Source organism: Micromonospora marincola, from assembly GCF_056150385.1.
This window is the reverse complement of record NZ_JAXCFT010000019.1, coordinates 82,268-108,188: the sequence shown is the minus strand read 5'-3', so window position 1 is coordinate 108,188 and position 25,921 is coordinate 82,268. Positions and strand designations below refer to the sequence as shown.

Genomic DNA, 25,921 nt, shown 5'->3' with positions numbered 1-25,921 from the left:
ATCGCTCCGAAGATCACCGACGCTGAACTGATCACCCTGTCGGTGTTGCAAGCCCTGTCGGGCTACCACAAGGAAGCCCGCTGGATCCGTCACGCCCGCCCGGCCAACCCGTCATGCGCTCCCTCATCGCCTACGACCACTGAACCCTCGGAATAGATCGTCTAGGGGATCTCGGAGACGACGAGTGGAACCTTCGGACGGGCGCCGACGCCGAGGTGGCCCGGGCCTTTGCCGTCCGCCTGCGCGACGACGTCGTCCCAGCAGTCCACGCATCCTGGCATCAGCTCGACGCCACTGCGGCCGAGCTTGCCGCCGCGCGCTCGGCGTTGGTGGAGTTCGCCTACGGCACCACGCGGATCATGCCAGCCGCCGCCAGCCGACTCGAGATAATCGACATGCTCGAGGAGTTGAATCGACAGCTTGGTCGCTGACGCCAACGCCAGTCACGAACTGCTCGACCGGAGGGCGTGGCCGACCCGGGCCGCCGCCCGTGTGGCGATCTTCGAGTGGATCGAGGGTGGTACACCACCCGCCGCCGCCATTCCACCCTCGACTACATGAGTCCGGCCGAGTATGAGGCGACGGCCCGCAGGCCAGCGAGCAAGGTGGCGTGAGATCAACTTACCGACCCTGTCCGTCAAACCGGGTCAACCCCACGCCTTGCCGTTATAAGCCGGCTGCGCCCCGGTGCTAGACGCAAGACGCATACAACACCAAGTATCGGTCCGCTGAACAGGGATGACATGGTGCACTCCCGAAGAGTCGACGACTTCCGGAGTGAGTCTTCACCGAGCGGCGGCATAGGTCGGATCCTTGATCCGGCAGGGATCGGGTTCACGACTGCCTGGGGTGACCGAGGGCTCCTACGCTGAATTTTGTGGAAGATGTCGATGACGCCCGCGAGCTCGTTGAGCAGCGGATGCGCGCCACAGGGTTCGAGGAGGACATCCTCGACAAGGTCTTGGATCTGCTGGAACGCTTCGACACCGATCGGGAAAAGCTGTTCGAGGAGATGCTCTCCAAGCTGGAGCAACCGGGCTATGACGGCCTGACCGACCGGTGGGAGACCAACTGCGAGCAGGCCGAGGCGCTGATGGAGCGCCTCGAATCGGACATCCGGTCGGTGCTGGAGGACAGCCAGGCCAACGCGATGTCCGTCGACGAACGGTGGACCGCGGTCGGCCCGCGTGACTTCCTCGCCGGGGAGCGCAAGATCTGGGCGCAGGTCGCCCGGCTCGACGTCCCCGAGGTCGCCACGCTGATGAGCAAGGTCCTGGAGGCCGACCTCGCGCTCATCAAGAAGTGCGAGGAGGACCTCCAGAACGCGCGCAGCAACGACGCGATCGTCGAGCAGTTGCTCCTCAAGAACTTCGGCTCCATCCAGGACACGGTCAAGAGCCTGCTCGTCAAATATCTCCCGACCTCGGGCGCCCGCCTGATCGTCCTCTTCATGAAGGACCCGTCGTCCAAGGAAGCCGCCAACGAGGCGATCAAGAACTTCGAGAAGCTCACCGCGGAGAACCTCATGGCGGCGAAGCAGAAGCGGGCCGCGAAGCAGACGGTGGTCGACAACATCAAGCTGCTGACCGCGGCCCGCGAACAGCTCGACGAGGACTGGATCGACAAGCTCCTCGCCCGCGGCGCCGAGGCGGCGGGGAACTGGCGCGGCATCGGCGCGTCCGGCGACTACCGGGCCACCGACTGGGACTGGATGAAGGAGAACGTCCTCGACCGAGGGCTCGACACGCGGGCCGAGGCGGCCAAGGAGCAGTCCAGCGAGCTCTACGACGAGCTCTTCCCCACGCTCGTGGAGGAGAGCACCAACGCCTTCGCCCAGCTGACCGATGATCCGGGCACGCTGGCGAAGTTCAACGAGGAGCTGGAGAAGGCCTCGGAATCCCTGGAGTCGCTGCTGGCGACCGAGGAGGAATACGTCAAGGACCTGGCCGAGGGACCCTACAAGCAGACGGGCCTCGCCGCGTTCGCACAGGTCAGAGACGCGGTCAAGGTGGGTTTCAAGCTGCTCGCGGACAAGACGGAGGAAGCCGACGACGAGGTGAAGAAGTCATGACCGACCTCTTCGTCGCGGCGGGCGGCCCGGTCGGCGACGGCACCCGGGCCCGGCCGTTCCACGACCCGTGGCTCGCGCTGCGGCAGGCTGCGCCCGGCGACCGCATCCACATCGCGGCGGGCACCTATACCGGGCGTGGCGAGCGCTCCTCGTGGGTCGTCGACACCCCCGAGCTGACCCTGCTCGGCGGATACAGCCCCGACTTCGCCAGCCGTACCCCCTGGCAGACACCGACGGTCTTCGCGGCAAAGACCGGCCTGCGCGTCCCGAACGAGCCGAACATGCTCCAGGGCATCGGCGGCCACGACGGCCTCGTCCTGGACGGGCTGTTCTTCGACGGGGCCGGGCGCGACGACTACGACGAGCAGGGCGGCCTGCAGCGCGCCTCCTACGGGGACGGCCCGCTGGTGAGCCTGCGCGGCGAGCGCATCACCGTCCGCGACTGCTGCTTCGCCAACGGCAGCTCCGGCGCCGTCGAGCTCGGCGGCGATTCCGTGGTCTTCGAGAACAACATCGTCGTCAACTGCGTCGGCCTCAGCCTGCTCACCGTCCGCGACGGCGCCCCCGAAACCCCGGCCGCGGTCAGTCGCAACACCTTCGCCTTCGCCCACGACGACTCCGACCCGCCGCGCGGCTCCGGCGCCGACCGGGCCGTCGGCGTACGGGTCGACGGCGCTGCCGCGATCGCCGACAACGTGTTCGTCGGCTGCGGCAACGCGGCCGTCGCCTGCCTGCGCGACGTCGGGCAGATCGCCGTCGACCGCAACCTGTTCTTCGCCACACCGCGCGACATCGTGCGCAGCCGGGTGTCGGGCGCGGAGGCCGAGCTCACCGAGGAGTACGCCGCGGAGCTCGAAGATGTCGGCCTGCGCTCGGCGGCCGGCAACACCGTCGGCGACCCACAGCTGACCGGGCTCCCGGCGGCGTGGCTCGACACGTACACGGTGGACGTCGCCGTCACGTACGAGCGCCCGCCGATCGCCGCCCTCAACGCGCTGCGGAAATCGGCCGGCCTCGGCGAACTGCCGTCCACATCAGACCGCGATGTTCAGCGGCCCGTCATGCGCCGGCTCGCCCCGGCCGAGGTGCTCGCCCTCGCGGTCGGCGCGGCGCCGGGCGCGCACCCCGCCGACCTGGCGGCGCCGGAGCCGTTCACCGAGCTCCCGGCCGGTCCGGCATACCAGGCCGTCGACTGGGCGCGGCTCTACGAGGCCGACCCGGCGCTCGCCGGAGCCCCGGTGCAGGTGCGGGCCGGGGTCGGCTTCGACCAGAACACGCAGATCCTCCCCGAGCTCGCGGAGACGCACATCGGCGTCGCCGTCTACGAGCCCGGCACCGACAACAGCCCGTGGTGGGCGCTCGCCCCGCGCTACGGCCTCGTCCATCACCAGACTGAGGAGGCCGTACGGTATTCGCGCGGCCTCGACGTCGAGTCCACGTACCTGCTCCGCGGCACGTATCGCCTCACGCCGCCCGGCGGGCGTCAGAGCGCCACCATCGTCCTCGACTCCCTCGCGCCCGTGCTCGACGTCACGGCCCCCGAGCCGCCCCGGCCGGCCGGCCGCGACTGGTTCGTGCGGGCCGGATCCTCCGGCGGGGACGGCAGCCGCGAGGCGCCGTTCCGCGACCCGTTCCAGGCCCTCGAAAAGGCCGCCGAGGGCGACCGCATCCTCGTCGCCGCAGGTGAGTACACGGGCCGCCTGCGGTCGGGCACGTGGCGCATCCCCGTACGCAACCTGACGCTGCTGGGCGGGTGGGACGCCGAGTTCGCCGCGCGCGACCCCTGGCGACACCCCGTGCGCTTCGTGCTCACTCCGGAGACCAAGGCGAAGGGCATCTTCGGCGATCCGGTGCTCACCGGCGAGGACTCGGGGGAGGGCCTCATCCTTGACGGGTTCATGTTCGACGGGGCGACCTACAACGCGTACGCCGACAGCGGCGCCCTCGACGCGGGCCATTCCCAGTCGGCGGCGCTGCTCGACCTGCGCGGCGGCAGCGGCGGCATCACCGTGCGCAACTGCGTCTTCGCCAACGCGGCGTACTGCGCCGTGCAGCTCAGTGCGGCGTACGGAACGTTCGAGAACAACGTGGTCGTCAACACGAGCGGCACCGCCGTCCGTATCCAGGCACCCGGCGCGGGCCCCTGGACCATCCGCGGCAACACGGTCCTGTTCGCCGCCGACCCCACCGGCCGGGCCTCGACCGGGCAGTCCACGACCGGCTGCCTGCTGGACATCTCCGGCCGGGGTGTCATGCGGGTCGAGGCCAACGTGCTCGCCTTCGCCGACAGCATCGCCGTCCGCGCGACCGTGCCCGGCCAGAACCTGCTGCTCGACGGGAACGTGCTCGCCGCCAACCTGTACGCCGACCTCCACGACGGCCGCCACGTGCTCGTCGACGCCGAGAACCGCGACCGGGTGTTCCGCGACGCCCCGTTCGGCGCTCAGACCGGAACCCGGTTCGAGCTGCCGGCGGTGCCGGTCGACGCCGCGTACGCCGACCAGGCCGTCGGCCGCCTCTCGGCGCTGGCCGCCGCGATGCCGAAGGACGGGCTCAACGCCGCCGCGGCGGCGCTCGGCGTCTCGATCACGGCGCCGAAGACGGAGGCACCCGTCGAGGCGGCGCCCCCGGAGCCGAAGAAGGAACCGTCAGTGGCCGACCTGCTCGCGGACCTCGGCCGGGCCCGCAAGGCGTTCGAGGCGAAGGACGCGGCCCCGCCGGCCACAGACACTCCGCTGTACTGCCCGGTCTATCCGGTCGAGGCGGCGCTGAGGCTGGCCCTCGACGCCCCGCCAGGCGAGCCCGGCGCCCACGCCCCGCCTTCATGATCGAAGAACTTGTTACCTCCTGATCCGCAGCTCATCTGGCTTGCTCCACCCACTCGTTCGAATCCGCGAGTAAGACGCGACGCACGTGGACCGGCAGGTTCGGGTGGCCGGCGACCGCGTGGCGAACCGTGCAGACGTTCTGCCAACTCGACGGGCAGGTCCGGATCGCGGGGAAGGTGAACACGTCGGCCGGACGCCAGCGCGTCTTTTGGTCCGGCCCGAACTCACGGTCGATGCGCGTCGGTCGGCAGTGTCCGCTGCGTGCGGCGGAGTGCCGGAAGCAGATGTATGGCGAGGACACGTGCGGTAGTGGGTCTGCGCTGGCCCAGTCCAGCCGCATCCGTACGGCGTTCGGCAACTGGCGGTTGAGCGCCTGACGAGTCAACCAAACCGACTCCACCGAAACCGGGGCGGTTCGTTGCCGGGTGACCGCGCATACCGTTGCCGCCACGAGCCGCGGGCGGCGCTTCAGGTGGAGGTGCGTTCCCGCCACGCCCGCAAGCGGTCACGCAACCAGTGGTAGCTGGCCTTGGGCGTACGGGATCCGGTGCCGTAGTCGACGTGGGCCATACCGAAGCGGGGCCCGTACCCGCGGGCCCACTCGAAGTTGTCGATGAGCGACCAGTAGAAGTACCCCCGCAGATCGAGCCGGTCGTCGACGGCGGCCGCACGGGCCGCCGTCGCCAGGTGCCCGGCCACGAACGAGATCCGTTCCGGGTCCGGCTCGGGTCCGTCCCGCAGGTCGGCGCAGCCGTTCTCCGTCACGTACACGGCAGGCAGGCCCGGGTAACGGTCCGCGAGCCCGGTCAGGGTGTCGAACAGCCCTTGCGGCTCCACCGGCCAGCCCAGGTCGGTGGTGGGCAACCCGTCCGGCCGTAGCTGCCGGACCCCGATGTCGAATGCGCTGCGCAGCGCCGGGTCGGGCTGCTCGTACGGGGCGTCGGCGACGTGCACCCGGTAGTAGTAGTTGACACCGAGGAAGTCCAGCGGCGTGGAGATCACCGCCAGGTCACCGTCCCGGCGGAACGACAGATCGCTCACCCCGGCGTAGAGCCGCTCGAACCCGGGCGGGTACGCGCCGCCCAGCACCGGATCCGTGAACTGCCGGTTGAGCATGAGGTCCTGCCGATCCGCCGCCGCCCGGTCGGCCTCGGTATCGCTGGCCGGCACGGCGGGGGAGAGGTTGAGCGTGATGCCGACGCGCGACCGCGGGCCGGCGGCGGACCGGACTGCGGCGACCGCCCTGCCGTGCCCGAGCAGCAGGTGGTGGGCGGCGGCCAGGGCACCGTGTCCTTCGGCGGTGCCGGGCGCGTGCCGGCCCTCCGCGTAGCCGACCATCGACGAGCAGTACGGCTCGTTCAGCGTGATCCAGTCCTGGACCCGGTCACCGAGGACGCCCGCCACCGCGGCGGCGTACTCGGCGAACCACTCGGCGGTGTCCCGTACCCGCCAGCCACCCTCGTCCTCGAGCGCCTGGGGCAGATCCCAGTGGTACAGCGTGACGAACGGCCGGATGCCGCGCCCGCACAGGGCGTCGACGAGCCGGTCGTAGTAGTCGAGGCCCCGCCGGTTCACCGCGCCCCGCCCGGCCGGCATGACCCGTGGCCAGGCGACCGAGAAACGGTAGGCGTCCACGCCGAGGCCGGCCAGCAGGTCCACGTCCTCCCGCCAGCGGTGGTAGCTGTCACAGGCGACCGAGCCGGAGGTGCCGTCGTCGACGGCACCGGGGCGACGGCAGAAGGTGTCCCAGATCGACGGCCCGCGGCCGTCCTCGTCGACCGCTCCCTCGATCTGGTACGCCGCGGTGGCCGCGCCCCAGATGAAGCCGGCCGGCAGGTCCGGCAGCTCGGGCAGGTCCGGTCGGGTTGCGGCGGCGGCGCCTTGGGATGTGGTGGTCATCCCTTCACCGCCCCCTGCATGATGCCGTCGACGAGATGCCGGCCGAGGAGCATGAAGACGACGAGGATCGGCAGCGTGGCGAGCAACGTGCCGGTCAGCGTCAGGGTGTAGTCGGTGGTGTAGCCGCTGGCCAGTGCGGAGAGCGCCACCTGCACGGTCGCGTTGTTCTGCAGCACGACCAGCGGCCAGAAGAAGTCGTTCCACGCCTGCATGAAGGTGAACAGCCCGAGCACCGCGGCGGCGGGGCGGGCCGCCGGCAGGACGATGTGCCAGTACAGGCCGAACGTGCTGGACCCGTCGACGCGGCCGGCCTCCAGCAGTTCGTCGGGTACGGCGCGGCCGAGGTACTGGGTCATGAAGAAGACGCCGAACGCGGTTACCAGCCCGGGCACGATCACGGCGGTGAGGCGCCCGGTCCAGCCGAGGTCGGCCATCAGGATGTACAGCGGGATGATGCCGAGCTGGTGCGGCACCATCGAGGTCGCGATGGCCACGACGAGAAGCGCCTTTCGGCCTCGGAACCGCAGTTTGGCGAAGGCGAACCCGGCCAGGGTCGAGAAGAACACCACGGAGACGGTGATCGAGCCGCTGACGATGAAGGAGTTCACCAGGGCTCGGCCGAAGTCGGTCGTGTCGAACACGCGCGCGATGTTGTCGAAGAGGTGCCCGCCGGGCACCAGGGCCGGCGGCACCTTCGTGACGGCGTCGCTGGTCTGCGAGGACACGACGATGGACCAGTAGAGCGGGAAGACCGACCCGGCCACGACCGCCAGCAGGGCGCCGTAGCTCCAGACCGAGCCCTTGCGTGGGTACCCGAAGCTCCGGCGCCGGTGGGACCGGCGTGGCGGCGGCGAGGGTGTGGTGCCGGTCTGAATGGGGTCCGCGAGGGTGGTCACGGCGTTCTCCTCAGTCCTCGTCCTTGGCGATGCGCCGGGTGAGCAGGAAGTTGATGATCGCGAAGATGGCGATGACCAGACAGAGCGTCCAGGCGACCGCCGAGGCGTAGCCGAAGCGGAACTCCCGGAACCCCTGCTCGTACATGAACAGGGCGACGGTCTGGAACTGCCGGTCGGAGCCGCCGGTGGGCGTCTGGGAGCTGGCGAACAGCAGGGGTTCGGCCATGATCTGCAGGCCGCCGATCGTCGAGATCACCGTGGTGAAGATGATCGTCGGCCGCAGCATCGGGACGGTGATCCGCCTGAACTGCTGAGCCTGCGACGCCCCGTCGAGGTCGGCGGCCTCGTACAGGTGGTGCGGAATCGCCTGCATCGAGGCGAGGTAGATGAGGGCGTTGTAGCCGGTCCACCGCCAGGCGACGATGAACGAGATGGCCAGGTGGGAGCTCCAGGTGTTGGCCTGCCAGTCGATCGGGCCGATGCCGACGAGGCCGAGCGCCCAGTTGACCATGCCGAAGTCGCGGCCGAAAAGCTGGGTGAAGACGATCGTCACTGCCACGATCGAGGTGACGTTGGGCAGCAGCACGCCCATCCGTAGCGCGGTGCGGGCCCGCAGCCGATGGTTGAGCAGGTGGGCGATCCAGAGCGCGGCGAGCAGTTGCGGCACGGTGGACAGCACCCAGATGCTGAGTGTGTTGCCCAGGGCGTTCCAGAAGTACGCGTCCTGCAGCATCTCGCGGTAGTTCGCGAGGCCGACCCAGCGGTGCGACCCGGAGTCGAGCAGGTCCCAGTCATTGAACGAGACGTACGCCGTGTACAGCAGCGGGAACAGCCCGAACGCGCCGAACAGCAGGAAGAACGGCAGGATGTAGAGGTAGGGCGAGCCCTTGGTGTCGAGCCGGCTCAGGCCGGCCCGGCGGGCCTGGTGGAGGTAGGTGGCCATCGTCGATCCTTCGTCGCCGGGCGCCGCCGGCGGTCAGGGGCGACCGCCGGCGGCGCGGGTCGAGTTACTTGGCGAGGCGCTCGACGTCGCTGACCATCTGCTTCCAGGACTCGTCGGAGCTTTGCTTGCCCTGTTCGATGCGGACGAGGGCGTCGCGGATGGTGGTCTGCACGTCTCCGGCTCGCGGGCCCTGGTACTGGGGCTTGAGCTGCTTCGCCGCAGTGGTGAAGAGCTGGCCCACCGGTGCGTTGTTGAAGAAGGCGTCCTTGTACTGGGCAATGTCGGGCTTGTCGTACAGAGCCGGGATGGACGGCAGGTTGCCCCGCGCGGTGAACACCTTGGCCTGCTGTTCCGGGGCGGTCAGCCACGCCGCGAGCTTCTTGGCCTCCTCGATGTGCTTGCCCTGCTTGGGAACGGTGAGGTATGAGCCGCCCCAGTTGCCGCCGCCGCCCGGGACGCTCGCCACGTCCCACTTGCCGGCGGCGTGCTTCGCCTGGTCCTTGATCTTGGCCATCATCCAGGCCGGGCACGCGATCGTGGCGAACTGGTCCTTCGCGAAGCCGTTGTTCCACTCCTGTGAGCTGCCGATCAGCCTGGCCGACAGGCTGCTCTGGATCGCCGTCACCGTCAGGTCCCAGGCCTTGCGGACATCGGGGTTGGTGCCCACGACGATGCCGTTGTCCTCGTTGTAGTACCCGACCGGGGCCTGGCCGATGATGGCGTTGAACAGTTGGCCTCCGCCATCGAAGAAGGCGCTGCCGGCCGGGGCCTTCGCCGCGTACTGCTTGCCGAACTCGATGTACTTGTCCCAGCCGCTGCCCCAGGCGGCCGACACCTGGTCGCGGTCGAACGGCATGCCGGCCTTCTCGAACAGGTCACGCCGATAGCAGATGGCCAGGCCGCCGACGTCGGTGCCGTACCCGATCTGCTTGCCGTCCTTGGCCAGCGACGCCGCCCACTTCCAGTCGAGGTACTCGGACTGGCGGTCCTTGCCCAGGTCGACGAAGAGGTTGCCCCGCTCGCGCATCTGCGCGATGAAGCCCGTGTCGACGCCCTCGATGTCGCCCGCGCCGGAGCCGGTGGCCAGGTGGGTGATCAGGTCGCGATGATGGTCGTTGTAGGCGGCCGTGTGCTCCTGGATCGTGATGTTCGGGTGCGACTTCTGGTACTCGGCGTACAGGTCCTGGTACCCGAAGTTGCCGAACAGGTTGACGTTCAGGGTGATCTTTTCGTTGCCGCCGCCGGAGCCTCCCTCGGTGCCGGTGCCACACGCGGTCAGCAGTACTCCGGCGGCCAGGGTGGCCGCCGCCAGTCGCAACAGTCGGTTTGGGTGCATGCCAGGGAACCCTTTCGTGCGATGTAACCGGTTACCTGAAACCGGTTACATTGTCGGCGAAGCGATGGTGGTGGGGGTGGGTGGAGTTGGATGAAGATCGGATGTCGGCCGAGTTACGGGCGACCGCCGGCGAGCGCCTTTCCTGGGAAGTGTGAACGGTTTCGGCTAGGGGGTGTCAAGTTACGAAACGATAACAGTCGATGCGGCTTGACCGGCGGACATGGCTGACGCTACGGTCGTGAAACCGGTTACAGAGAAGGCACCACATTGACCACAATCAGGGAGTTGGCGCGCCGCTCCGGCGTGTCCGTCGCCACCGTGTCCCGCGTCTTCAACACCCCCGAGGTCGTCAGCCAGCACACCCGCCAGCGCATCCTCGACCTGGCCGCCGAGATCGGCTACCTGCCGAACGGGTCCGCACGGACGCTCGCCACGAAGAAATCCAACATGGTGGGCCTGGTGTGGGACACCGACCATCGCCGTCCTGGATGGCGCCACCCGTTCCTGCAGGAGATCCTCGTCGCGCTCAAGACGGCGCTCAGCGCGCACGGGCTGAACCTGCTCATGCTCGCCGGCCATGACGCGGCGGGGCCCGACGACGGGCAGCGATACGTGCGCGCCGTCCGCCAGCACAACCTCGACGGCGCGGTCATCATCGACAACGGCACCCGGGACCCGGCTGTGCTCGCCCTCGTCGAGGCCCAGGTGCCGTGCGTCGCTCTCGACCTGCGGGTCGACGGCCCGACGTCGACCTACATCACCTCGGACAATGCCGGCGGCGCGGCGCTCGCCGTGCGTCACCTCGTCGAACGCGGCCACCGGCGCATCGCCACCATCACCGGCCCGCTGCGAACCTGGCCGGGAGCCGAACGGCTCGTCGGCTTCCGGGCCGCGCTGGCCGGGGCCGGCCTGCCGCTCGTCGACGGCCACGTCATCGAGGGAGACTTCTATCTCGACGGCGGTCACGCCGCGATGGACCGGCTGCTCGCCCTCGACGACCGCCCTACCGCAGTGTTCGTCGCCGGTGACGAGATGGCTGTCGGCGCGATGCGGGCGGCCCAGGCGGCCGGCCTACGGATCCCCGACGACATTGCGATTGTCGGCTTCGACGACATCGAGGTGGCCGCGCTGATCCCGCCCGGGCTCAGCACCGTCGCCCAGAACAAGCCCGGCTTCGGCACGGCCGCCGCCGAGGCGCTGGTCGCCATGCTGCACGGCGGCGACGACCCGCCCAAGCCGACCGTGTTGCCGACGACGCTCGTCGTCCGCGGCACCACCTGACCCGAACCGCGCGACGTCGGCGCCGTCCCGCTCTGGATCGTGCTGCTGCTCGCGGTCGCTGTCGCCGGAGCCGCTGTCACCGACCCCGCAACCGGGCCTGCCTCGAGCGTCGGGATCGCCGGCGTCGCGGGCCGTCAGAACCTCGGCGCGGGTCCGCACCAGCGCGGCCTCCACCGCCTGCGGCCGGTCCGGTCCGACCCGACGCCACAATCCACCGACCGCCTGCTTACCGCTTTCCCACGCGTCCGTCGTCAGCAACCGCACGACGGTGGCGGCGGCGCTCCCGGCGAGCGCCAGCACCTCAGGTTCCAGGGTTCCCCCAGGTGGTCCAGGTCTGCCGGGCGGGTGCCAGGGCGACCGGCATGTCGATGACCGTCACTCGACCTCGGCGTGACGGCCGTGTCACGGCCGGACCGGAACGACTCGGGGGAGTGGCGCAGCGCGCGCTGCCCCGATCCTCCGGGCGCCCGGTTGGCATTGCGATCGTATTGCCAACCGGGTACCGTTCAATGCAATGCGGTTGTATTGCAACGAGGAAGAGGCCCGATGTACGTGATTCCGCTGTCCGGGGCCGCCGTCGACACGGTCGACCTGGTGGGTGGCAAGGCGGCCGGACTGGGCGAGCTGATCCGCCGGGGTGAGCGGGTTCCCGAGGGGTTCTGCGTCACCGCCGAGGCGCACCGTCTCGGCGTCATGCCGCAGGCGGAGATCGTGGCCGCGTACGAGCGACTCGGTGCGGGTCCGGTGGCGGTGCGCTCGAGCGCCACCGCGGAGGATCTGCCTGAGGCAAGCTTCGCCGGGCAGCAGGACACCGTTCTGAACGTCGTCGGCGTCGCCGGGTTGATCGCCGCGATCGCGAAGTGTCGGGATTCGTTGCACAGCGTCCGTGCCACCGCCTACCGCGATGCCCACCAGGTCGGCCATCAAACGGTGTGGATGGCGGTCGTCGTGCAGCGGATGGTCGTTCCCTCGGTGTCCGGAGTGCTGTTCACCGCGAACCCGCTGACCGGCAGGCGCGACGAGATGGCGGTCGACGCTGCGCCGGGCCTCGGCACGACTGTGGTGGACGGGGCGGCGGTGGTGGATCACTACGTCCTGGACGGGGTGACCCGAGCGGAAGCGGGCTGTCTGACGTCGGCGCACCTGGCGGAGCTGCGGGCGGCGGGCGAACGACTGCAGGGTCACTTCGGCTGCCCGCAGGACGTGGAGTGGGCGTTCGACGCGGACGGTGTGCTGTGGTTGCTGCAGTCCCGGCCGGTCACCAGCCTCTTCCCCCTCCCTCCGGAAACCGGGAAGCCGTCCCCTCGGGTCTATGTGGAGTTCGGCCATGTCCAGGGGATGCTGCAGCCGGTCACCCCGATGGGCATGTCGTCCCTGCGGTCGCAGATCGCCGGGATGCTCGCCGCGCTCGGCGTGCGGGTCGAGATCGTCGACATCGGCGGTCGCCTCTACGGTGACCTGACCGATCTGGTCCGGAGCAGGTCGTCCCGCAAGCGGCTCGTCAAGCTCATGGCGGTGGACTTCGGCCCGCGGGCGCAGACGGTGTTGCAGCATGTCCTGACGGACCCGCGGTTCGCGCCGACCGAGGGGGGCGCGGGGCGTGGTGCTCCGGGGCCGGCACTGCGGACGGCGGCCCGCGCGGTGGTGGGGATCCTCCGTGCGCTGGCCGGTCCCGAGGCCGCGCGGACCCGGATGTTCCGAGCGATCGAGGAGCTCAAGGTGCGTTCGGCGGCCCCCGCCGACCTGCGCAGCGCCGCCGACAGGCTACGTTTCCTCCAGGCGCAGGACTCTGCGGACGACGCCGACGCGATCATGTGGCCGATCGTCGCCGGGATGCTCGCCAGCGCGTTGCCGGCTTCGCTGCTCAGGGGCATTGCGAGCCAGGATGAGATCCACACCGTGCTGGCTGGGATGCCGCACAACGTGACCATCGAGATGAATCTCGCGCTCTGGCGGCTCGCCCAGAGGGCGGCCGACCACCGTCGGTTGCTGCTCGACACCCCGCCGTACGAACTGACCGCCCGATATCTGGACGGCACGCTACCCGACGTCGGGATGGTCGACTTCCTGGCCGCCTACGGTCACCGCGGCGTCGCCGAGGTCGACCTCGGCGTACCGCGCTGGGCGGAGGATCCCACCCCGGTCTTCGCGGCGATCGCCAACTACCTGCGGATCACCGACCCGCAACAGGGACCGGACCAGCGCTTCCGACGGGCTGCCGCCACGGCGGAGGCCACTCTGGAGGAGCTGGTCGGGCGGGCTCGCCGTCGACGGCCGCTGCGGGGCACGATCGCCGGGTTCCTGCTGCGCCGAGCCCGTCTGTTGGCCGGCCTGCGCGAGGCCGGCAAGTTCGCAGGGCTGTACCCGTTGCGGGAAAGGCGCCGGCAGCTGCTACTCATCGGCGCCGAGTTGCAGGGGGCGGGGCTCCTGGAGCAGCCCGACGACATCATGTTCCTGACGCTCGACGAGTTGCCCGGCGCGGTGCACGGGAGCATCGATCACCGGCCGACGGTCGCCTCCCGCAGGGCGGTGCACCGCAGGGAACTGCGCCGTAGGGCCGTGCCGGTGGCGCTGCTCTCCGACGGCACCGACGTCGAGACCGTATTACCGGCGGCACCAGCCCTCGGCGGCACCCGGACCGGCGTGGGCGCGTCGGCAGGGCGGGCGACCGGCCCCGCGCGAGTCGTCCACGATCCGGGCACCGCCCGCGTCGAGCCCGGCGAGGTCCTGGTCGCCGCGACCACCGATCCCGGCTGGACCCCGCTGTTCCTCACCGCCGCGGCCCTGGTCACCGAGACCGGAGCGATCATGGCCCACGGCCCGACCGTCGCCCGTGAGTACGGCATCCCCGCCGTCATCTGCGTACCCGACGCCACCCAAACGATCTCCAATGGTCAACTCGTCACCGTCGACGGCGGTGCCGGGACCGTTACCGTTCACTGATCGCCCGACCAGCACCGCGAGGACGACCATGACCGACATGAAGACCCCGGCCGGGGCGAAGGCGGGCCTGCTGCTGCGCAGGGCCGCCGCGATGGAGGCCGCGATGTGGCGCAGCCTGTACGTGTGGGCGCGGCGCAGGCCGCTGCCGCTGGCGCCGGGCGACGAGCCGTTCGGCTACCTGGGCGTGGTGAAACCGATCCTGGGCATCTTCATCGGCCTGTCGGTCGTGGAGATCCCGATCTTCGACCTGGTCGTCGCCAACGTGGTGCCCTGGGAGCCGGCCCGCTGGATCGTGCTCGTCCTCGGGGTCTGGGGCCTGCTCTGGATGACCGGCCTCTACGCGAGCATGCGGATCAACCCACACGTCGTCGGCGACAGGGGCCTTCGGGTCCGGCTGAATTCGAGCGTCGACATCTGGATCCCGTGGACGGATGTCGAGGCCCTGCGGCGCCAACCGACGGCATTCGACCTGCCCAAGGGCCGGTCCGAGCCGATGGACGAGTTGCGGCTGTACGCGGACGACCCCGACGGGCTTCTGCGCAGCGCACGAGGCACGCCCGTGACCGGAGGCGTCGCCCGGTGACCGCCTGCCGCCCGGGCGGGCTGCCCGAGTAACCCACTGTGAAACGATCGAGGCCATGCCCAAGAAGGTCGACCACCGTCAGCGACGCACCCTCATCGCTGACGCGCTGATGCGAGTCGCCGCCGAGCAGGGCCTGGAGGCCGTGAGCCTTCGTCACGTCGCGGCGCAGGCGGGCGTGTCCGCCGGGATGGTCCAGCACTACTTCCGCACCAAGGACGAGATGATGACGTTCGCCCTGGCGGTGGTCCGCGAGCGCAGCCAGGTCCGGGTGACCGAGGCGTTGGCCCGCCTGGGCGGGAACCCCTCCGCTCGGCAGGTGCTTCGCACGATGATCGTCGCCCTGCTACCGCTCGACGAGCGGACCCGCGACGACGGACGGGTGGCGCTGGCCTTCCTCGCCTACACCGCGGTACGGCCGCGGGCCGCGACCGGACTGCGCGAGGGCACCGAGCAGATGACCGGGTTCATCGCCAGCATGCTGCCGGTCAGCAACGCCGCCGATGTCGCGGCCGGCCTGCTGGCGCTTATGGAAGGATTGGGCGTCTACCTCCTCGGTGGGCAGTACACCAGCGAGCAGGCGTTGGTGGCGCTGGATGCTCACCTCGACCTGGTCTTCGGCTCCCCGGTGCACGCCTGACCGGCTGTCCGCCGGCCGGTCATCGTGGCGAAGAGGAGTGGCGCGTCGTCCGGCGGCGAGCGCCAGGTCGGTGTCGGGCGGCCGGTTCGGCCTGGGCGCGCTGTGATCACCAGGCGCAGGGCGCGTAGTCCTTCAGGAAGCAGCCGTACAGGTCTTCGCCCTGTTCGCCGCGAACGATCGGGTCGTAGACCCGGGCCGCGCCGTCGACCAGGTCCAGCGGGGCGTGGAAGCCGGCGTCCGCCAGCCGCATCTTCGTCGGGTGGGGCCGCTCGTCGGTGATCCAGCCGGTGTCGACGCTTGTCATGAGGATGCCGTCGGCAAGCATTTCCTGGGCGCTGGTTCGGGTGAGCATGTTCAGCGCGGCCTTGGCCATGTTGGTGTGCGGGTGCCCCGGCCCCTTGTAGCCGCGGGCGAACTGGCCCTCCATCGCCGACACGTTCACCACGTACTTCCGGCGGGCGGTCGCTGCGGCCATCGCCGGTCGCAGTCGGCTGACCAGCACGAACGGCGCGGTCACGTTGCACAGCTGCACTTCGAGCAGCTCGACCGGGTCCACCTCGTGCACCCGCTGCACCCAACTGTTGACCGGGTCGAGGTCCGGCACCAGGCCGCCGGCGTCGATGGCGCTGGCTGCCGCGATCCGTTCCGGCGAGGCGGAGCCGCCGGTCAGCGCCAACGCGGTGAGCGCCTGCGGGGTGATCGTGGCCGGCTGCGGCGGGGCGATACGGCCCGCCGGGTCGCCCTGGCCGGTGGGTTTGGCGAACGTGATCAGCTCCGGCAAGGGGCCGTCCGGCAGGGCCGCCGCCTCCGCGGCGACGAGTTGCGCGTACGCCCCGGGCGTGCGGCGGACGGTCTGCGCCGCATTGTTGATCAGGATGTCGAGTGGTCCCTGGGCGCTTACCGAGTCGGCGAGGGCGATGACCTGGGCGGGGTCGCGCAGGTCGATCCCGACGATTCGCAGGCGGTGCAGCCAGTCCCCGCTGTCCGGCATCGCGGCGAATCGGCGGACCGCGTCATGGGGAAACCGCGTGGTCACCGTGGTGTGCGCGCCGTCGCGCAGCAGCCGTAGCGCGATGTACATGCCGATCTTGGCTCGGCCGCCGGTGAGCAGCGCGCGCCGGCCGGTCAGGTCGGTGCGGGCGTTCCGGCGCTCCCGGTTGAGCGCGGCGCAGGGCGGGCAGAGCTGATGGTAGAAGGCGTCCACCTCGCGGTAGCGCTGCTTGCAGATGTAGCAGCCGCGCGGATTGTGCAGGAAGCCGGCCGTGGCGCCGGCGGTGGGGGAGGCGAGCGGGATGCCCTGGGTCTCGTCGTCGATCCGGCCCGGGGCGCCGGTGGCGGTGGCCGCCGTCACCGCGCGGTCGGCCGCCGCGATGGCATCCCGCCGTTCCTCGCGTCGCCGCTGCTTGATCACCTTGTAGAGCTTCGCGGTGGCCCGTTGCACCCGCACCACGTCGGGGTGATCGGGAGGCAGGTCCTCCAACGCCTCGAAGACGCTGAGACAGGTCTCCAGCAGCCCGCGGTCAATGCCGTTCTGACCGGTTTCGGTAATTTTGTCCGCCGTCATGCGTCGCTGTCTCGTCCCGTTCCCTGCGCCGGACCTACCCGGCCCACCTCAACTCCGACCCGGAACTGTACGCACCGCACGGCCTCGGACGCATCCCGCGTCTGTTCGCCGGCCGCGCGGTGGAGTCGAATGCGGGCGCATCGCGAGCGCCTCGATCGTCACGTGATCGTCATGGTCCCGCGCTGATGCCGTCACATGCCGGGGAACGTTCCTACCTGCGCGGCGAGGCGGAGGGGGAACCATTGATGGACAGGCGGCGGCACCGTACGCGCCGGGCACTGGTGGCGGTGCCGGTGGCGGTTCTGCTCGTGGCCGGTTGCGCGAGCCGACCGGCCGCGCCGCAGCCCAGCCCCGAGCCGACGTCCACCGTCCGGCTGGGGACGGTCGCGCGGGCCGAGGTGGGTGAGCGGCTGACCGTGACGGCCACCGTCGAACGGGTCATCACCGACACCGCGTTCGTCGTACGCGACGTGGACCTGACCGAAGGCACGTTGCTCGTGTTGTCGACGGGCTCGCCGGCGCCGGAGCCGCCGCAGTTGGTGACCGTGCGCGGGACCGTGGTCGAGTTTGCCCATCGCGACCTCGACGGTCGATTCCGGCTCGGTGCCTCCGGACCGTACCGTGCCTTCGAGGGTAGGCGTGCGCTCGTCGCGGACGAGGTCACGGCCTGGGACTGAGGCCGGCTGGGCGCAGCCGCGGTACTGCAACGCGGCGTCCTTCATGTAGGCCCACTGCGGCAGGCCGTTCCTGGTCCAGGTCACCACCTACCTGGTCGACATGAACGGCTTCGGCGGCTACCACGAGGTCTACGCCGAATACCTCGACGAGACCGGCCCGACCCGCACCACGGTCGCCGTGCACCAACTGCCGCACCCGCACCTGCTCATCGAGATCCCGGCGTTGGGGCGTCGCCGCACGACCCCCTGACGTGCCCGCGCGCTCACGCCTTGACAAGCTTCGATGTTAACGTGAACATTCGTTAACCGGTGTGTAACCACCGCCGAGGGCTGTTCGGCCACGCGAGCTGACGAGGTCGCAGGAGGTTTCCATGGCAGGGACGGGTCGGGCGTCGCGGTCGCGGGGTCGGCGGGTCGTGGCGGTGCTGGGCGCGGTGGGCCTGCTGCTGAGCGCGGGGGTGGCGTACGGGGTGCCGTCCGCCTCGGCGGCGACTGTGGACACGTCGGCGTCGTACGTGTTCGTGAACCGGCACAGTGGCAAGGCGATGGACCTGTACGACTGGTCGACGGCGGAGAACGCGCCTGTCAACCAGTGGACACGTAATGACCTCGCGGTGCAGCAGTGGCAGTTCGTCGATGCCGGTGGTGGGTTCTACAAGGTCCGGTCGCGGCACAGCGGGAAGGTGCTGGAGTTGCCCGGCGGCGGCGACGGCACCCAACTGGTGCAGAGCACCGACCGGTCCTCGCCGACCCAGCAGTTCCGGTTGCAGGATTCCGCGGGTGGGTTCGTGCGGTTCGTGAACCGCCAGTGGAGCAAGGTCATCGACGTGTGGGAGTGGTCGACGGCCGACGGCGGCCGGTTGGCCGGCTACTCCGATCTCGACGGGGCCAACCAGCAGTGGCAGCTGATCCGCCTGGGTGGCGGCACGCCGAGCACCCCGGCGCCGGCCTACCCGCAGCCCATGACGGTCTCCGGGGACATCGGCGTCCACGACCCGACCGTGGTCAAACGACCCGACGGCACCTACCTCGTCGCGCACACCGGTGACAACATCGCCCTGAAGACCTCCACCGACCGGGTCACCTACCGCAACGCGGGCGCCGTCTTCCCCGGAGGCGCACCGTGGACCACCACCTACACCGGCGGCGCGCGTAACCTCTGGGCGCCCGATCTGTCCTACCGAAACGGGCGCTACCACCTGTACTACTCGGCGTCGACCTTCGGGTCCAACCGCTCGGCGATCTTCCTGGCCACCAGCGCCACCGGCGCCTCCGGGAGTTGGACCAACGACGGGCTGGTCATCGAATCGCGGACCTCGGACACCTTCAACGCCATCGACCCGAATCTCACAGTCGACGACCAGGGCCGCCTGTGGCTCAGCTTCGGCTCGTTCTGGTCCGGCATCAAGATGATCCAGATCGACCCGGCCACCGGCCGCCGGCTCGGCAGCGCCATGCACAGCCTCGCCGCCTACGGCCCCGGCATCGAAGCGCCGGTCCTGGTCAAGCGCGGCTCGTGGTACTACCTGTACGTCTCGTTCGACCGTTGCTGCCAGGGCGCCGCCAGCACCTACCGGGTCATGGTCGGTCGCTCGGCGAGCCCGACCGGGCCGTTCGTCGACCGCGCCGGCCGGGACATGCTCTCCAGCGGCGGCACCCAGATCCTGGCCTCGCACGGGAGCGTGCACGGACCCGGCCACCAGGCGGTCCTCGCCGACACCGACGGTGACGTGCTGTTCTACCACTACTACGCCGACAACGGCGCGTCGCTGCTCGGCGTCAACCGCATCGGCTACGACGCCGCCGCCTGGCCCTACGTCTACTGATCCCTCACCGTCGCCTCAAGCGCCGACCGCGCCTCGGCCACGTTCCACCTCGAGTAGTGGCCGTGGTGCCCCGGTACGTGACGACTGGTGCGCGAGTATCAACTGCCCGAGTTCCTGGGTGCATCGGGTCAGCGCGACGTAGAGGCCGTTCCAGCCGCGTGGCTCCGCGGCGATGCCCCGAGGGTCGACGAGGAGCGTCGCGTCCCACTCCAGTCCCTTGGCCTGGGTCGCGGTGAGCACCGGCACATCACGCAGCACGGCCAGGAGTTCGGCGACGCGGTCCGCGGGGGCGATGACGCCGACCGTGCCGCCGTGCCACCGTTGCCGTAGCTGTCGCACGGCTCGGGCGGCGGCGTCGGCGAGCTCGGCGGGCGTGATCGTGAGTTGCCAGGGGGCGATGCCGGAGGAGCGTACCGCCCGTGGTGGCGTGTTGCGGCTGCCCGCCTTCGCCAGGACCGGTTCGGTGAGATCCATGACCTCTCGTGGGGTCCGGTAGCAGATGGTCAGTTCCGCGGCGGTCCAGCGGTCTCCGAGAACAGCGTGCACCGCTTGCGCCCAACTGGTGTGCCGGTGCGCTGCCTCCGCCTGGTCGATGTCGCCGACGGCGGTGATGGATCGACTGGGACAGCGCCGGAGGACCATGTGCCACTGCATCTCGGACAGCTCCTGCGCCTCGTCGATGACGACGTGGCCGTACACCCATCCGCGCTGCCGGCGAGCGCGGTCGGCGACGAACTCGCCCTGCGGTTGCGGGGCGTCGACCTCGCCGAGCAGGTCGGCGAGGGTGTCGAGCAGGGGGATGTCGCTCGATGCCCATCCGGTGGGCTCGGCCGAGACGGCGGCGACCTCCGCCGGGGACAGTTGCGGGGCGAACCGGGCCAGCATCGTGCGGTCGGTCAGGAGATCACCAAGCAGGGTTCCGGCGTCGAGGGTGGGCCACCATGCCTCGATGAACCGGGCGATGGCGGCGTTCGCGGCGATCCGCTCACGGAGGTGGTCGATCTCCTCCTCGGAGAGCAGTCCGTCGATGTCACTTCCGGTCGGCGTCCGGCCGGAGCGGTGGTCGTGCCGCATGCTCCGGTCGACGCGGGCGAGGATGTCCTCGAAGCCCTCCTCCATCTCGTTCATCAGCGCCTCGCGCTGCTCGACGACGACGTCGGCGAGGAGGCGGTGCACCTGCTCGGCGAACGCCGCGCGGGCGCGGTGGTACGGGCGCCCCGGCACCGCGGAGGCGAGCGCCTGCGCCACCGCTTCGGCCGTGATGACGAAGAACTCGCCCTCCCAGCGCAGCTTCAGCTCGCGGGGCCGGGGGAGCAGCGACGTGACGTAGCTTTCGAGCGCGGGTTGCCAGAGGGCGCGGCCCTTGATCTCGGCGAGGAGCCGGCTCTCGTCGCGGCTCACGCGAATCGGGGGCAGCAGGGTGTCGCAGGTCGCCGAGACGACGGCGGTCTCACCGAGCGCGGGTAGCACCTGGGCGATGTAGTCGAGGAACCGCGACGACGGGCCGAGGACCAGGACGGCCTGTTCGGCCATCGTCGGGTGGGCGAACAGCAGGTAGGCGACGCGGTGCAGGGCAACCACTGTCTTGCCGGTGCCGGGACCGCCCTGAACGATGAGCGGACCGGTCGCCTCGGCCCGGATGATGTCGTCCTGTTCGCGTTGCAGCGTGGCGATCGCCGTCGACATGCGGCCGGTGCGCCGCTTGTCGAGGGCGGCCAGCAGAGCGCCTTCGCCGACGAGTTCCGTCGTCGTGGTCCCGTCCAGTGGCTCGTCGTCCACGCCGACGACTGCCGGTCCCGTCGTGCGGATGTGACGGCGCCGCGCCTGGCCCTGTGGGTCGACAGCGGTCGCGGTGTAGAACGGCCGAGCTGCGGGCGCGCGCCAATCGACAAGCAGCGGCTCACCGTCCTCGCGGTCGGTGCGGAGACCGATCCGGCCGATGTGTCGCACGGTGCCGTCAAGGGCGTCGAGGCGGCCGAAAACCAGCCCGTCCCGTGCTCGCCGTAGCTCTTCGTGCCGCTGGCGGAGCATGCGCTGCCGGGCTCGTGCCAACGCGTCCGGGGCGTCTGCCGAAAGCTCGGCCGCCAGGTGGTCGGCGAGTCTGTCGCGCCGGGCCGCGGCCAGGTCGAGGAACGCCTGTTCCTCGTCGATCGCCGACCGGCGCGCGACGCCCGCCGCGGTCGGGGCCGGCGGCTCGCCGTCCGGTGTGGTCTCGTCGACGCTCGCGACGTCGTCGGGCAGGGCAGACTTCCGGCGCATTCGCAAATCCTTTACGGGCGTCCGCTCGGCCCGGATAGGCCGCAGCGCATTCGGCGGCAAGCATAGATTCGGTTTCCCCCGTCGCCCAGGAAATTCGTCGGCAGAGAGGGGAATCTCCATTTATTGCAGTCGCCGGTCATTTGTGGCCTCGCCCGAGTCCGATCTGCCTATTGCGGTTGCGGTCTTCATCTGATCTGCGGATGTTCGAATCCGGCCGGTCTCGGTCCGCTGTTCATCTGCTGCCCGCCGATCATGCAGCCGCAGTTCAGACGGCTCCTCAAGGCTCACCGCAGGACGTGAGACGGACGGAACCGAGGAGTGCTCGTGACGGACAGGGACAGGGACAACGCCGACCGACCGCAGGTGTCCCGGCGGCAGTTGGTCAAGTACGCGGGCGTCGGCGCGACGCTCGCCGCCGCCGGCCCACTTGTCGGCGGCGAGCCCGCGGCGGCCCGGGAGAACAGGAGCGCGGAGGCCCAGCGGGGCGGGAATCGCAATCGGGCGTGGCGGGCCGGTGACCACCACGTCCACTCCGAGTACAGCGGCGAGTTCGACACCTCGACGAACCCGCCGACGTTCCACAAGGGCGCCGACGCGGTGTATCCCATCGTCACCAACGCGATCATGGCGAAGAACTTCGGCCTGAGCTGGGCGATGTGCACCGACCACGGCGGTCCCACCCACTCGAAGGTCAACCTTGAGCAGGCGTACCCCGATCTGCTGCGGTCCCGCAGGCTGGTGCCGGAGGTGTTGCAGTTCTGGGGCATGGAGTTCGACGCGCCGGCGCTGGACCACCACACCCTGATGATCCCGCGCCACGACGACGAGGCGAAGATGCTCTTCGAGCTGGAGAGCCGCTTCGCCAAGCGGGACCCGTTCCCGGCCGACCCGGGCCGCGACACCGAGGCCAAGATGGTCGAGTTCCTCAAGGTGGCCCGCGGCATGCCGCTCAAGCCGCTGGTGATCGCCCACCACACCTCGCGGTCGGCCACCGGTCTCGGCGTCTACGGCCAGGACACCCCGCGGGAGTTCCGCAACGGCCACAACGTCGCGCCCGAGGTGTACGTCGGCTTCGAAGGCGCCCCCGGACACCAGGCCGGGCCGCTCAACGGCGGCAGCCGTGGCGGGTACGGCAACCATCCGACCTACGGCGGCTACGACCAGATGACCGCCCGGGTCGGTGGGCTGTGGGACTCCCTGCTCGGCGAGGGGCGCCGTTGGTGGATCACCGCCACCTCCGACTCGCACGTGCACTGGACCCGCGGCGGCTCCGACTTCTGGCCCGGCGAGTACAGCAAGACCTACGTGCTGGCCCGGCAGGACTACGGCGACATCATGGACGGCCTGCGCAACGGGCGGATCTGGGTCACCACCGGCGACCTCGTCACCGGCCTCGACCTCACCGCCCGGTCCCAGGGCCGCACGGCCGAGACCGGGCAGACCATCACGGTCAGCCGCCGCCAGCGCCGCGACGTCGAGATCGAGATCCGGTTCCGGCCGCTGCACGGCCGCAACGCCAACGGCGACCGTCCCGAGGTCCGCCGCGTCGACCTGATCGTCGGCCGGATCACCGGCCCGAACCCCGACCCGGACGCCGACACCAATCCCACCACAGGCGTCGTCGCCCGTTTCGGTCCCCGCGACTGGCGCCGGCAGGGCGCCGACCACGTCATCCGCCACACCCTGCGGGACGTGGACAGGGACCTGTACGCCCGGGTGCGGGGCACCAGCACCGACGAGGCCGAGCCGCTCGCCGACGGGCTGGAGAGCCCGTGGGAGGACCTGTGGTTCTACTCGAACCCGGTCTTCGTCCACGTCCGCTGATCGCGCCGGGCGACTCCGTGCGCGCCGGACCACGGCGCGACGCTGTTTCCGGCATTTCGGCAGCGGGACAGGGAACGTCTTTGTGAGGCTGTCATCGTGGTGGCGGCGCGCGGTGACGAGGCTGTTGAGCTGCGTGTTCATGGTGTGTCCGGTGCCTCGGCGGAGACGATCGTCGACCATCCGATCGTGGTGCGGGTGGCGGGGAACCGGCACGCCGGCTTCTACCGGGTCCGGGAGGGGCTCGGCACGGCGGGCGGCGCCACCCCCGGCGTGGTGGTGGAGGCGTACCGGTGGGGGGCCCTGACCGCCGGGGTGGCGGTGCGGACGGCGTCGATGCTGCTGTTGTTGCCGTTCATGCTGGGTAACCTCGCGGTATGGCTCCGTCCCACGCTGGCGGACCGGTTCGGCCTGCTCGGCGGGTTGTGTCGCCTGCTCGCCGGCTCGCTGACCATGGCGATCACGCTGGCGCTGGTCGGGGTCACGATGAATCTGCCCGGCTGGCAGTGCGTGCCACACCCGGAGTGTCGGGACGGGCGGCCGTACCTGTCGTGGCTCGTCGCGTTGCCGATGGGCCCGCGCCTGGCGGTGCTGGCGTTGGTGCCGCTGCTGGCGTTGCGTGTGTTCTGGGCCGTCGGGTCGCGATCGGCACGCGCCTTCGAGGGCTTCGGCACGGCGCCGCCGCGCGAGCGGTTCCTGGAGTCGACCGGGAGTCTTGCCGCGCCCGGCATCTGGCACGACGAGCGGATGACCTCATGGCTGCGGCAGATCCACGTCGGCCTGGGCGCCGGCACGGTCGATGTCAGCCTGGTCGTCGCGGTGTCGCACGGCCGGTGGAACGGCGTCGCCGTCGGATTCTTCGGCCTTGCCGCCGGACTCGTGGCGTTCTGCGCCGCGCTGCTGCTGGCGACGGTCCCCTCGGCGTGGGCCGGACCGTTGCGACGCCTGCTGTGGATCTTCGTCGCGGTGGCCACCGTGTCGAGCCTGGGGTATGCCGCGTCCCTGCGGGAGGTTGCCGTGGTGGTCGGGCAGATGCCCGGGTACGAGGGTGCCGTCGCCGGCCTGTTCGCGGCGCAGGGGCTGCTGCTGGTCCTGATCGCCGCCGTGACCCTCGTCCGGCAGCGCACCCGGCCGGCCGGCGCGCGCGCACTGCTCCGCGGACTCGGCACACCGCTCGTGGCGGCGATGTCGGTGACAGTCGCGTCCGCGTACACCACCACGCTTGTGTTCCGGACCGCGGACCAGCTCGACCGGGGCCGCATTCCTGATCCGATCCGGCCCAGCCCGCCCGCGCTGGGCCCGCTGGAGCCGCCGGTGGCGTACTGGTGGGCCGCGCTCGCCGGGCTCGCCGCGTTGCTTGTCGTCACCGCCGCGGTCGCCGTCACCCTGCCGGCCGCCCGACGCCGCCGCCGGGCGTACGCGCGGCGCGTGGTCGAGCGGGACTTTCCGGACGCGCCCGCCTCGGCGGCGCCCCGGCTCGACGCGGTCCGCGAGACGATCGCCAGCTCCTTCGTCACCGAGGAACTCGGGCCGACGCTCGTCGCGTTCTTCGTGGTGTCCTCGCTCGGTCTCGCCACAGTCGCGCTCGATCTCGTCGGGACCGGACCCACCCAGCTCGCCGCACGCCTCAACCGGCGGCATGACGTCCTCGCCGTGCTCACCGCCTACGTCACCGACATCGGTATCTGGATCATCAGCCTCCTCGTCGTCGGACTGCTGATCCTGGGCTACCGGGCGTACCGGTCGCCGGAGACCCGCCGGCTCGTCGGTGTGCTGTGGGACCTGGGCACGTTCTGGCCACGTACGGTGCACCCGTTCGCGCCGCCCTGCTACGCGGCCCGCGCCGTGCCCGAGTTGACCCGCCGGGTGTGCGCGCTCGCCGCCCGGGGGCCGGTGGTGATCTCGGGGCACAGCCACGGCTCCGTGCTGGCCGCCGCCACCGTCCTGCAACTGCCGCCCGAGGCTCTGCCCCGGGTCGCGCTGCTGACGCACGGCAGCCCCCTGTATCGCATCTACGCCCGCCTGTACCCCGCCTTCCTCGGCGAACGGGTGCTGTGCGATCTCGGCGAGCGGATCGACTGGCGGTGGCGCAATCTCTGGCGCGACACCGACCCGATCGGCGCGTCGATCTTCGGACACCCCGACGTGGTGCCTGGCGTGCCGGGGGTGGCCGCGACGGTCGACGTGCGCCTGCGGGATCCGCGCAACGTCACCGTGGAGCCCGCGGACACCGTCCCACCCCCGGTCGAACGCCACTGGCCGTACCACACCCAACCCGAATACCAGGACGCGGTCCGGTTCCTCCTCGAACGGATGAGCAAGCCGTAGGTGTTTTCCGGGAAACACTGCCGAGGACC

General features: G+C 70.5%; 17 protein-coding genes and 2 pseudogenes. 13 read left to right on the top strand and 6 right to left on the bottom strand.

Going from position 1 to position 25,921, the window contains the following annotated elements; translation table 11 throughout:
• The 4 genes and pseudogenes from SM450_RS26950 to SM450_RS26935 all read left to right on the top strand — a co-directional run.
• Positions 1-99, top strand: a pseudogene (locus SM450_RS26950) (IS982 family transposase); the annotation flags it as partial.
• A 116-nt stretch (positions 100-215) separates the two neighbouring features.
• Positions 216-431 (top strand): hypothetical protein, encoded by a 216-nt coding sequence (locus tag SM450_RS26945; protein ID WP_474622578.1) that lies wholly within the window; start codon positions 216-218, stop codon positions 429-431.
• Between the two features lie 446 nt (positions 432-877).
• A complete protein-coding gene (locus tag SM450_RS26940; RefSeq protein ID WP_474622577.1) occupies positions 878-2,071 on the top strand; it encodes a hypothetical protein in 1,194 nt (397 codons plus the stop codon).
• Complete coding sequence (locus SM450_RS26935) at positions 2,068-4,899, top strand: hypothetical protein (RefSeq protein WP_474622576.1); 2,832 nt, start codon at positions 2,068-2,070, stop codon at positions 4,897-4,899. The genes SM450_RS26940 and SM450_RS26935 overlap by 4 nt, the downstream gene beginning before the upstream one ends.
• Before the next feature lie 468 nt (positions 4,900-5,367).
• On the opposite strand, the gene SM450_RS26930 is transcribed toward SM450_RS26935, so the two are convergent.
• The 4 genes from SM450_RS26930 to SM450_RS26915 all read right to left on the bottom strand — a co-directional run bounded on the left by SM450_RS26930 (position 5,368) and on the right by SM450_RS26915 (position 9,973).
• Positions 5,368-6,798, bottom strand: a complete 1,431-nt coding sequence (locus SM450_RS26930; RefSeq protein ID WP_474622575.1) for a GH1 family beta-glucosidase — start codon at positions 6,796-6,798, stop codon at positions 5,368-5,370.
• Entirely contained in the window at positions 6,795-7,694 is a 900-nt protein-coding gene (locus SM450_RS26925) for a carbohydrate ABC transporter permease (protein ID WP_091427581.1), read from the bottom strand. Before SM450_RS26925 ends, SM450_RS26930 begins: the two co-directional genes overlap by 4 nt.
• A 10-nt stretch (positions 7,695-7,704) precedes the next feature.
• Positions 7,705-8,637, bottom strand: a complete 933-nt coding sequence (locus SM450_RS26920; protein WP_030500465.1) for a carbohydrate ABC transporter permease — start codon at positions 8,635-8,637, stop codon at positions 7,705-7,707.
• 64 nt (positions 8,638-8,701) lie between these two features.
• Positions 8,702-9,973 carry an ABC transporter substrate-binding protein gene (locus SM450_RS26915; RefSeq protein ID WP_474622574.1) on the bottom strand — a complete coding sequence of 424 codons (1,272 nt, stop codon included), beginning with the start codon at positions 9,971-9,973 and terminating at the stop codon, positions 8,702-8,704.
• 267 nt (positions 9,974-10,240) lie between these two features.
• Here SM450_RS26915 and SM450_RS26910 point away from each other — a divergent pair, with 267 nt between their 5' ends.
• The 4 genes from SM450_RS26910 to SM450_RS26895 all read left to right on the top strand — a co-directional run bounded on the left by SM450_RS26910 (position 10,241) and on the right by SM450_RS26895 (position 15,417).
• Positions 10,241-11,254, top strand: a complete 1,014-nt coding sequence (locus tag SM450_RS26910) for a LacI family DNA-binding transcriptional regulator (RefSeq protein ID WP_474622573.1) — start codon at positions 10,241-10,243, stop codon at positions 11,252-11,254.
• A gap of 546 nt (positions 11,255-11,800) precedes the next feature.
• On the top strand, positions 11,801-14,197 hold the full coding sequence (locus SM450_RS26905; RefSeq protein ID WP_474622572.1) for a PEP/pyruvate-binding domain-containing protein: 2,397 nt from the start codon (positions 11,801-11,803) through the stop codon (positions 14,195-14,197).
• A 28-nt stretch (positions 14,198-14,225) separates the two neighbouring features.
• Positions 14,226-14,780: a PH domain-containing protein gene (locus SM450_RS26900; protein ID WP_474622571.1), complete on the top strand. Its 555-nt coding sequence runs from the start codon at positions 14,226-14,228 to the stop codon at positions 14,778-14,780.
• Positions 14,781-14,835: 55 nt separating this feature from the next.
• Positions 14,836-15,417 carry a TetR/AcrR family transcriptional regulator gene (locus SM450_RS26895; RefSeq protein ID WP_474622570.1) on the top strand — a complete coding sequence of 194 codons (582 nt, stop codon included), beginning with the start codon at positions 14,836-14,838 and terminating at the stop codon, positions 15,415-15,417.
• Positions 15,418-15,523: 106 nt separating this feature from the next.
• Here the strand turns inward: SM450_RS26895 and SM450_RS26890 are convergent, their stop codons facing one another.
• Positions 15,524-16,981 (bottom strand): SDR family NAD(P)-dependent oxidoreductase, encoded by a 1,458-nt coding sequence (locus SM450_RS26890; protein ID WP_474622569.1) that lies wholly within the window; start codon positions 16,979-16,981, stop codon positions 15,524-15,526.
• A gap of 185 nt (positions 16,982-17,166) precedes the next feature.
• On the opposite strand from SM450_RS26890, the gene SM450_RS26885 reads away from it, so the two are divergent.
• The 3 genes and pseudogenes from SM450_RS26885 to SM450_RS26875 all read left to right on the top strand — a co-directional run bounded on the left by SM450_RS26885 (position 17,167) and on the right by SM450_RS26875 (position 19,484).
• On the top strand, positions 17,167-17,658 hold the full coding sequence (locus SM450_RS26885) for a hypothetical protein (protein WP_474622568.1): 492 nt from the start codon (positions 17,167-17,169) through the stop codon (positions 17,656-17,658).
• A gap of 64 nt (positions 17,659-17,722) precedes the next feature.
• Positions 17,723-17,908: pseudogene (locus SM450_RS26880) on the top strand (RidA family protein); the annotation flags it as partial.
• A 121-nt stretch (positions 17,909-18,029) separates the two neighbouring features.
• Complete coding sequence (locus SM450_RS26875) at positions 18,030-19,484, top strand: family 43 glycosylhydrolase (protein ID WP_474622567.1); 1,455 nt, start codon at positions 18,030-18,032, stop codon at positions 19,482-19,484.
• A gap of 15 nt (positions 19,485-19,499) precedes the next feature.
• Here the strand turns inward: SM450_RS26875 and SM450_RS26870 are convergent, their stop codons facing one another.
• Positions 19,500-21,743, bottom strand: a complete 2,244-nt coding sequence (locus SM450_RS26870; protein WP_474622566.1) for a HelD family protein — start codon at positions 21,741-21,743, stop codon at positions 19,500-19,502.
• Between the two features lie 324 nt (positions 21,744-22,067).
• Between SM450_RS26870 and SM450_RS26865 the strand changes: the two genes are divergently transcribed.
• Entirely contained in the window at positions 22,068-23,567 is a 1,500-nt protein-coding gene (locus SM450_RS26865; RefSeq protein ID WP_474622565.1) for a phosphoesterase, read from the top strand.
• A 144-nt stretch (positions 23,568-23,711) separates the two neighbouring features.
• Positions 23,712-25,892, top strand: coding sequence for a hypothetical protein (locus SM450_RS26860; RefSeq protein WP_474622564.1), 2,181 nt, complete (start codon positions 23,712-23,714; stop codon positions 25,890-25,892).
• Positions 25,893-25,921 lie beyond the last annotated feature (29 nt).

Coding starts and splice junctions, on each gene's coding strand:
- SM450_RS26875 (WP_474622567.1), top strand. CDS start 18,030: ATGGCAGGGACGGGTCGGGCGTCGCGGTCGCGGGGTCGGCGGGTCGTG.
- SM450_RS26905 (WP_474622572.1), top strand. CDS start 11,801: ATGTACGTGATTCCGCTGTCCGGGGCCGCCGTCGACACGGTCGACCTG.
- SM450_RS26900 (WP_474622571.1), top strand. CDS start 14,226: ATGACCGACATGAAGACCCCGGCCGGGGCGAAGGCGGGCCTGCTGCTG.
- SM450_RS26895 (WP_474622570.1), top strand. CDS start 14,836: ATGCCCAAGAAGGTCGACCACCGTCAGCGACGCACCCTCATCGCTGAC.
- SM450_RS26885 (WP_474622568.1), top strand. CDS start 17,167: ATGCCGTCACATGCCGGGGAACGTTCCTACCTGCGCGGCGAGGCGGAG.
- SM450_RS26915 (WP_474622574.1), bottom strand. CDS start 9,973: ATGCACCCAAACCGACTGTTGCGACTGGCGGCGGCCACCCTGGCCGCC.
- SM450_RS26890 (WP_474622569.1), bottom strand. CDS start 16,981: ATGACGGCGGACAAAATTACCGAAACCGGTCAGAACGGCATTGACCGC.
- SM450_RS26870 (WP_474622566.1), bottom strand. CDS start 21,743: ATGCGCCGGAAGTCTGCCCTGCCCGACGACGTCGCGAGCGTCGACGAG.
- SM450_RS26930 (WP_474622575.1), bottom strand. CDS start 6,798: ATGACCACCACATCCCAAGGCGCCGCCGCCGCAACCCGACCGGACCTG.
- SM450_RS26935 (WP_474622576.1), top strand. CDS start 2,068: ATGACCGACCTCTTCGTCGCGGCGGGCGGCCCGGTCGGCGACGGCACC.
- SM450_RS26920 (WP_030500465.1), bottom strand. CDS start 8,637: ATGGCCACCTACCTCCACCAGGCCCGCCGGGCCGGCCTGAGCCGGCTC.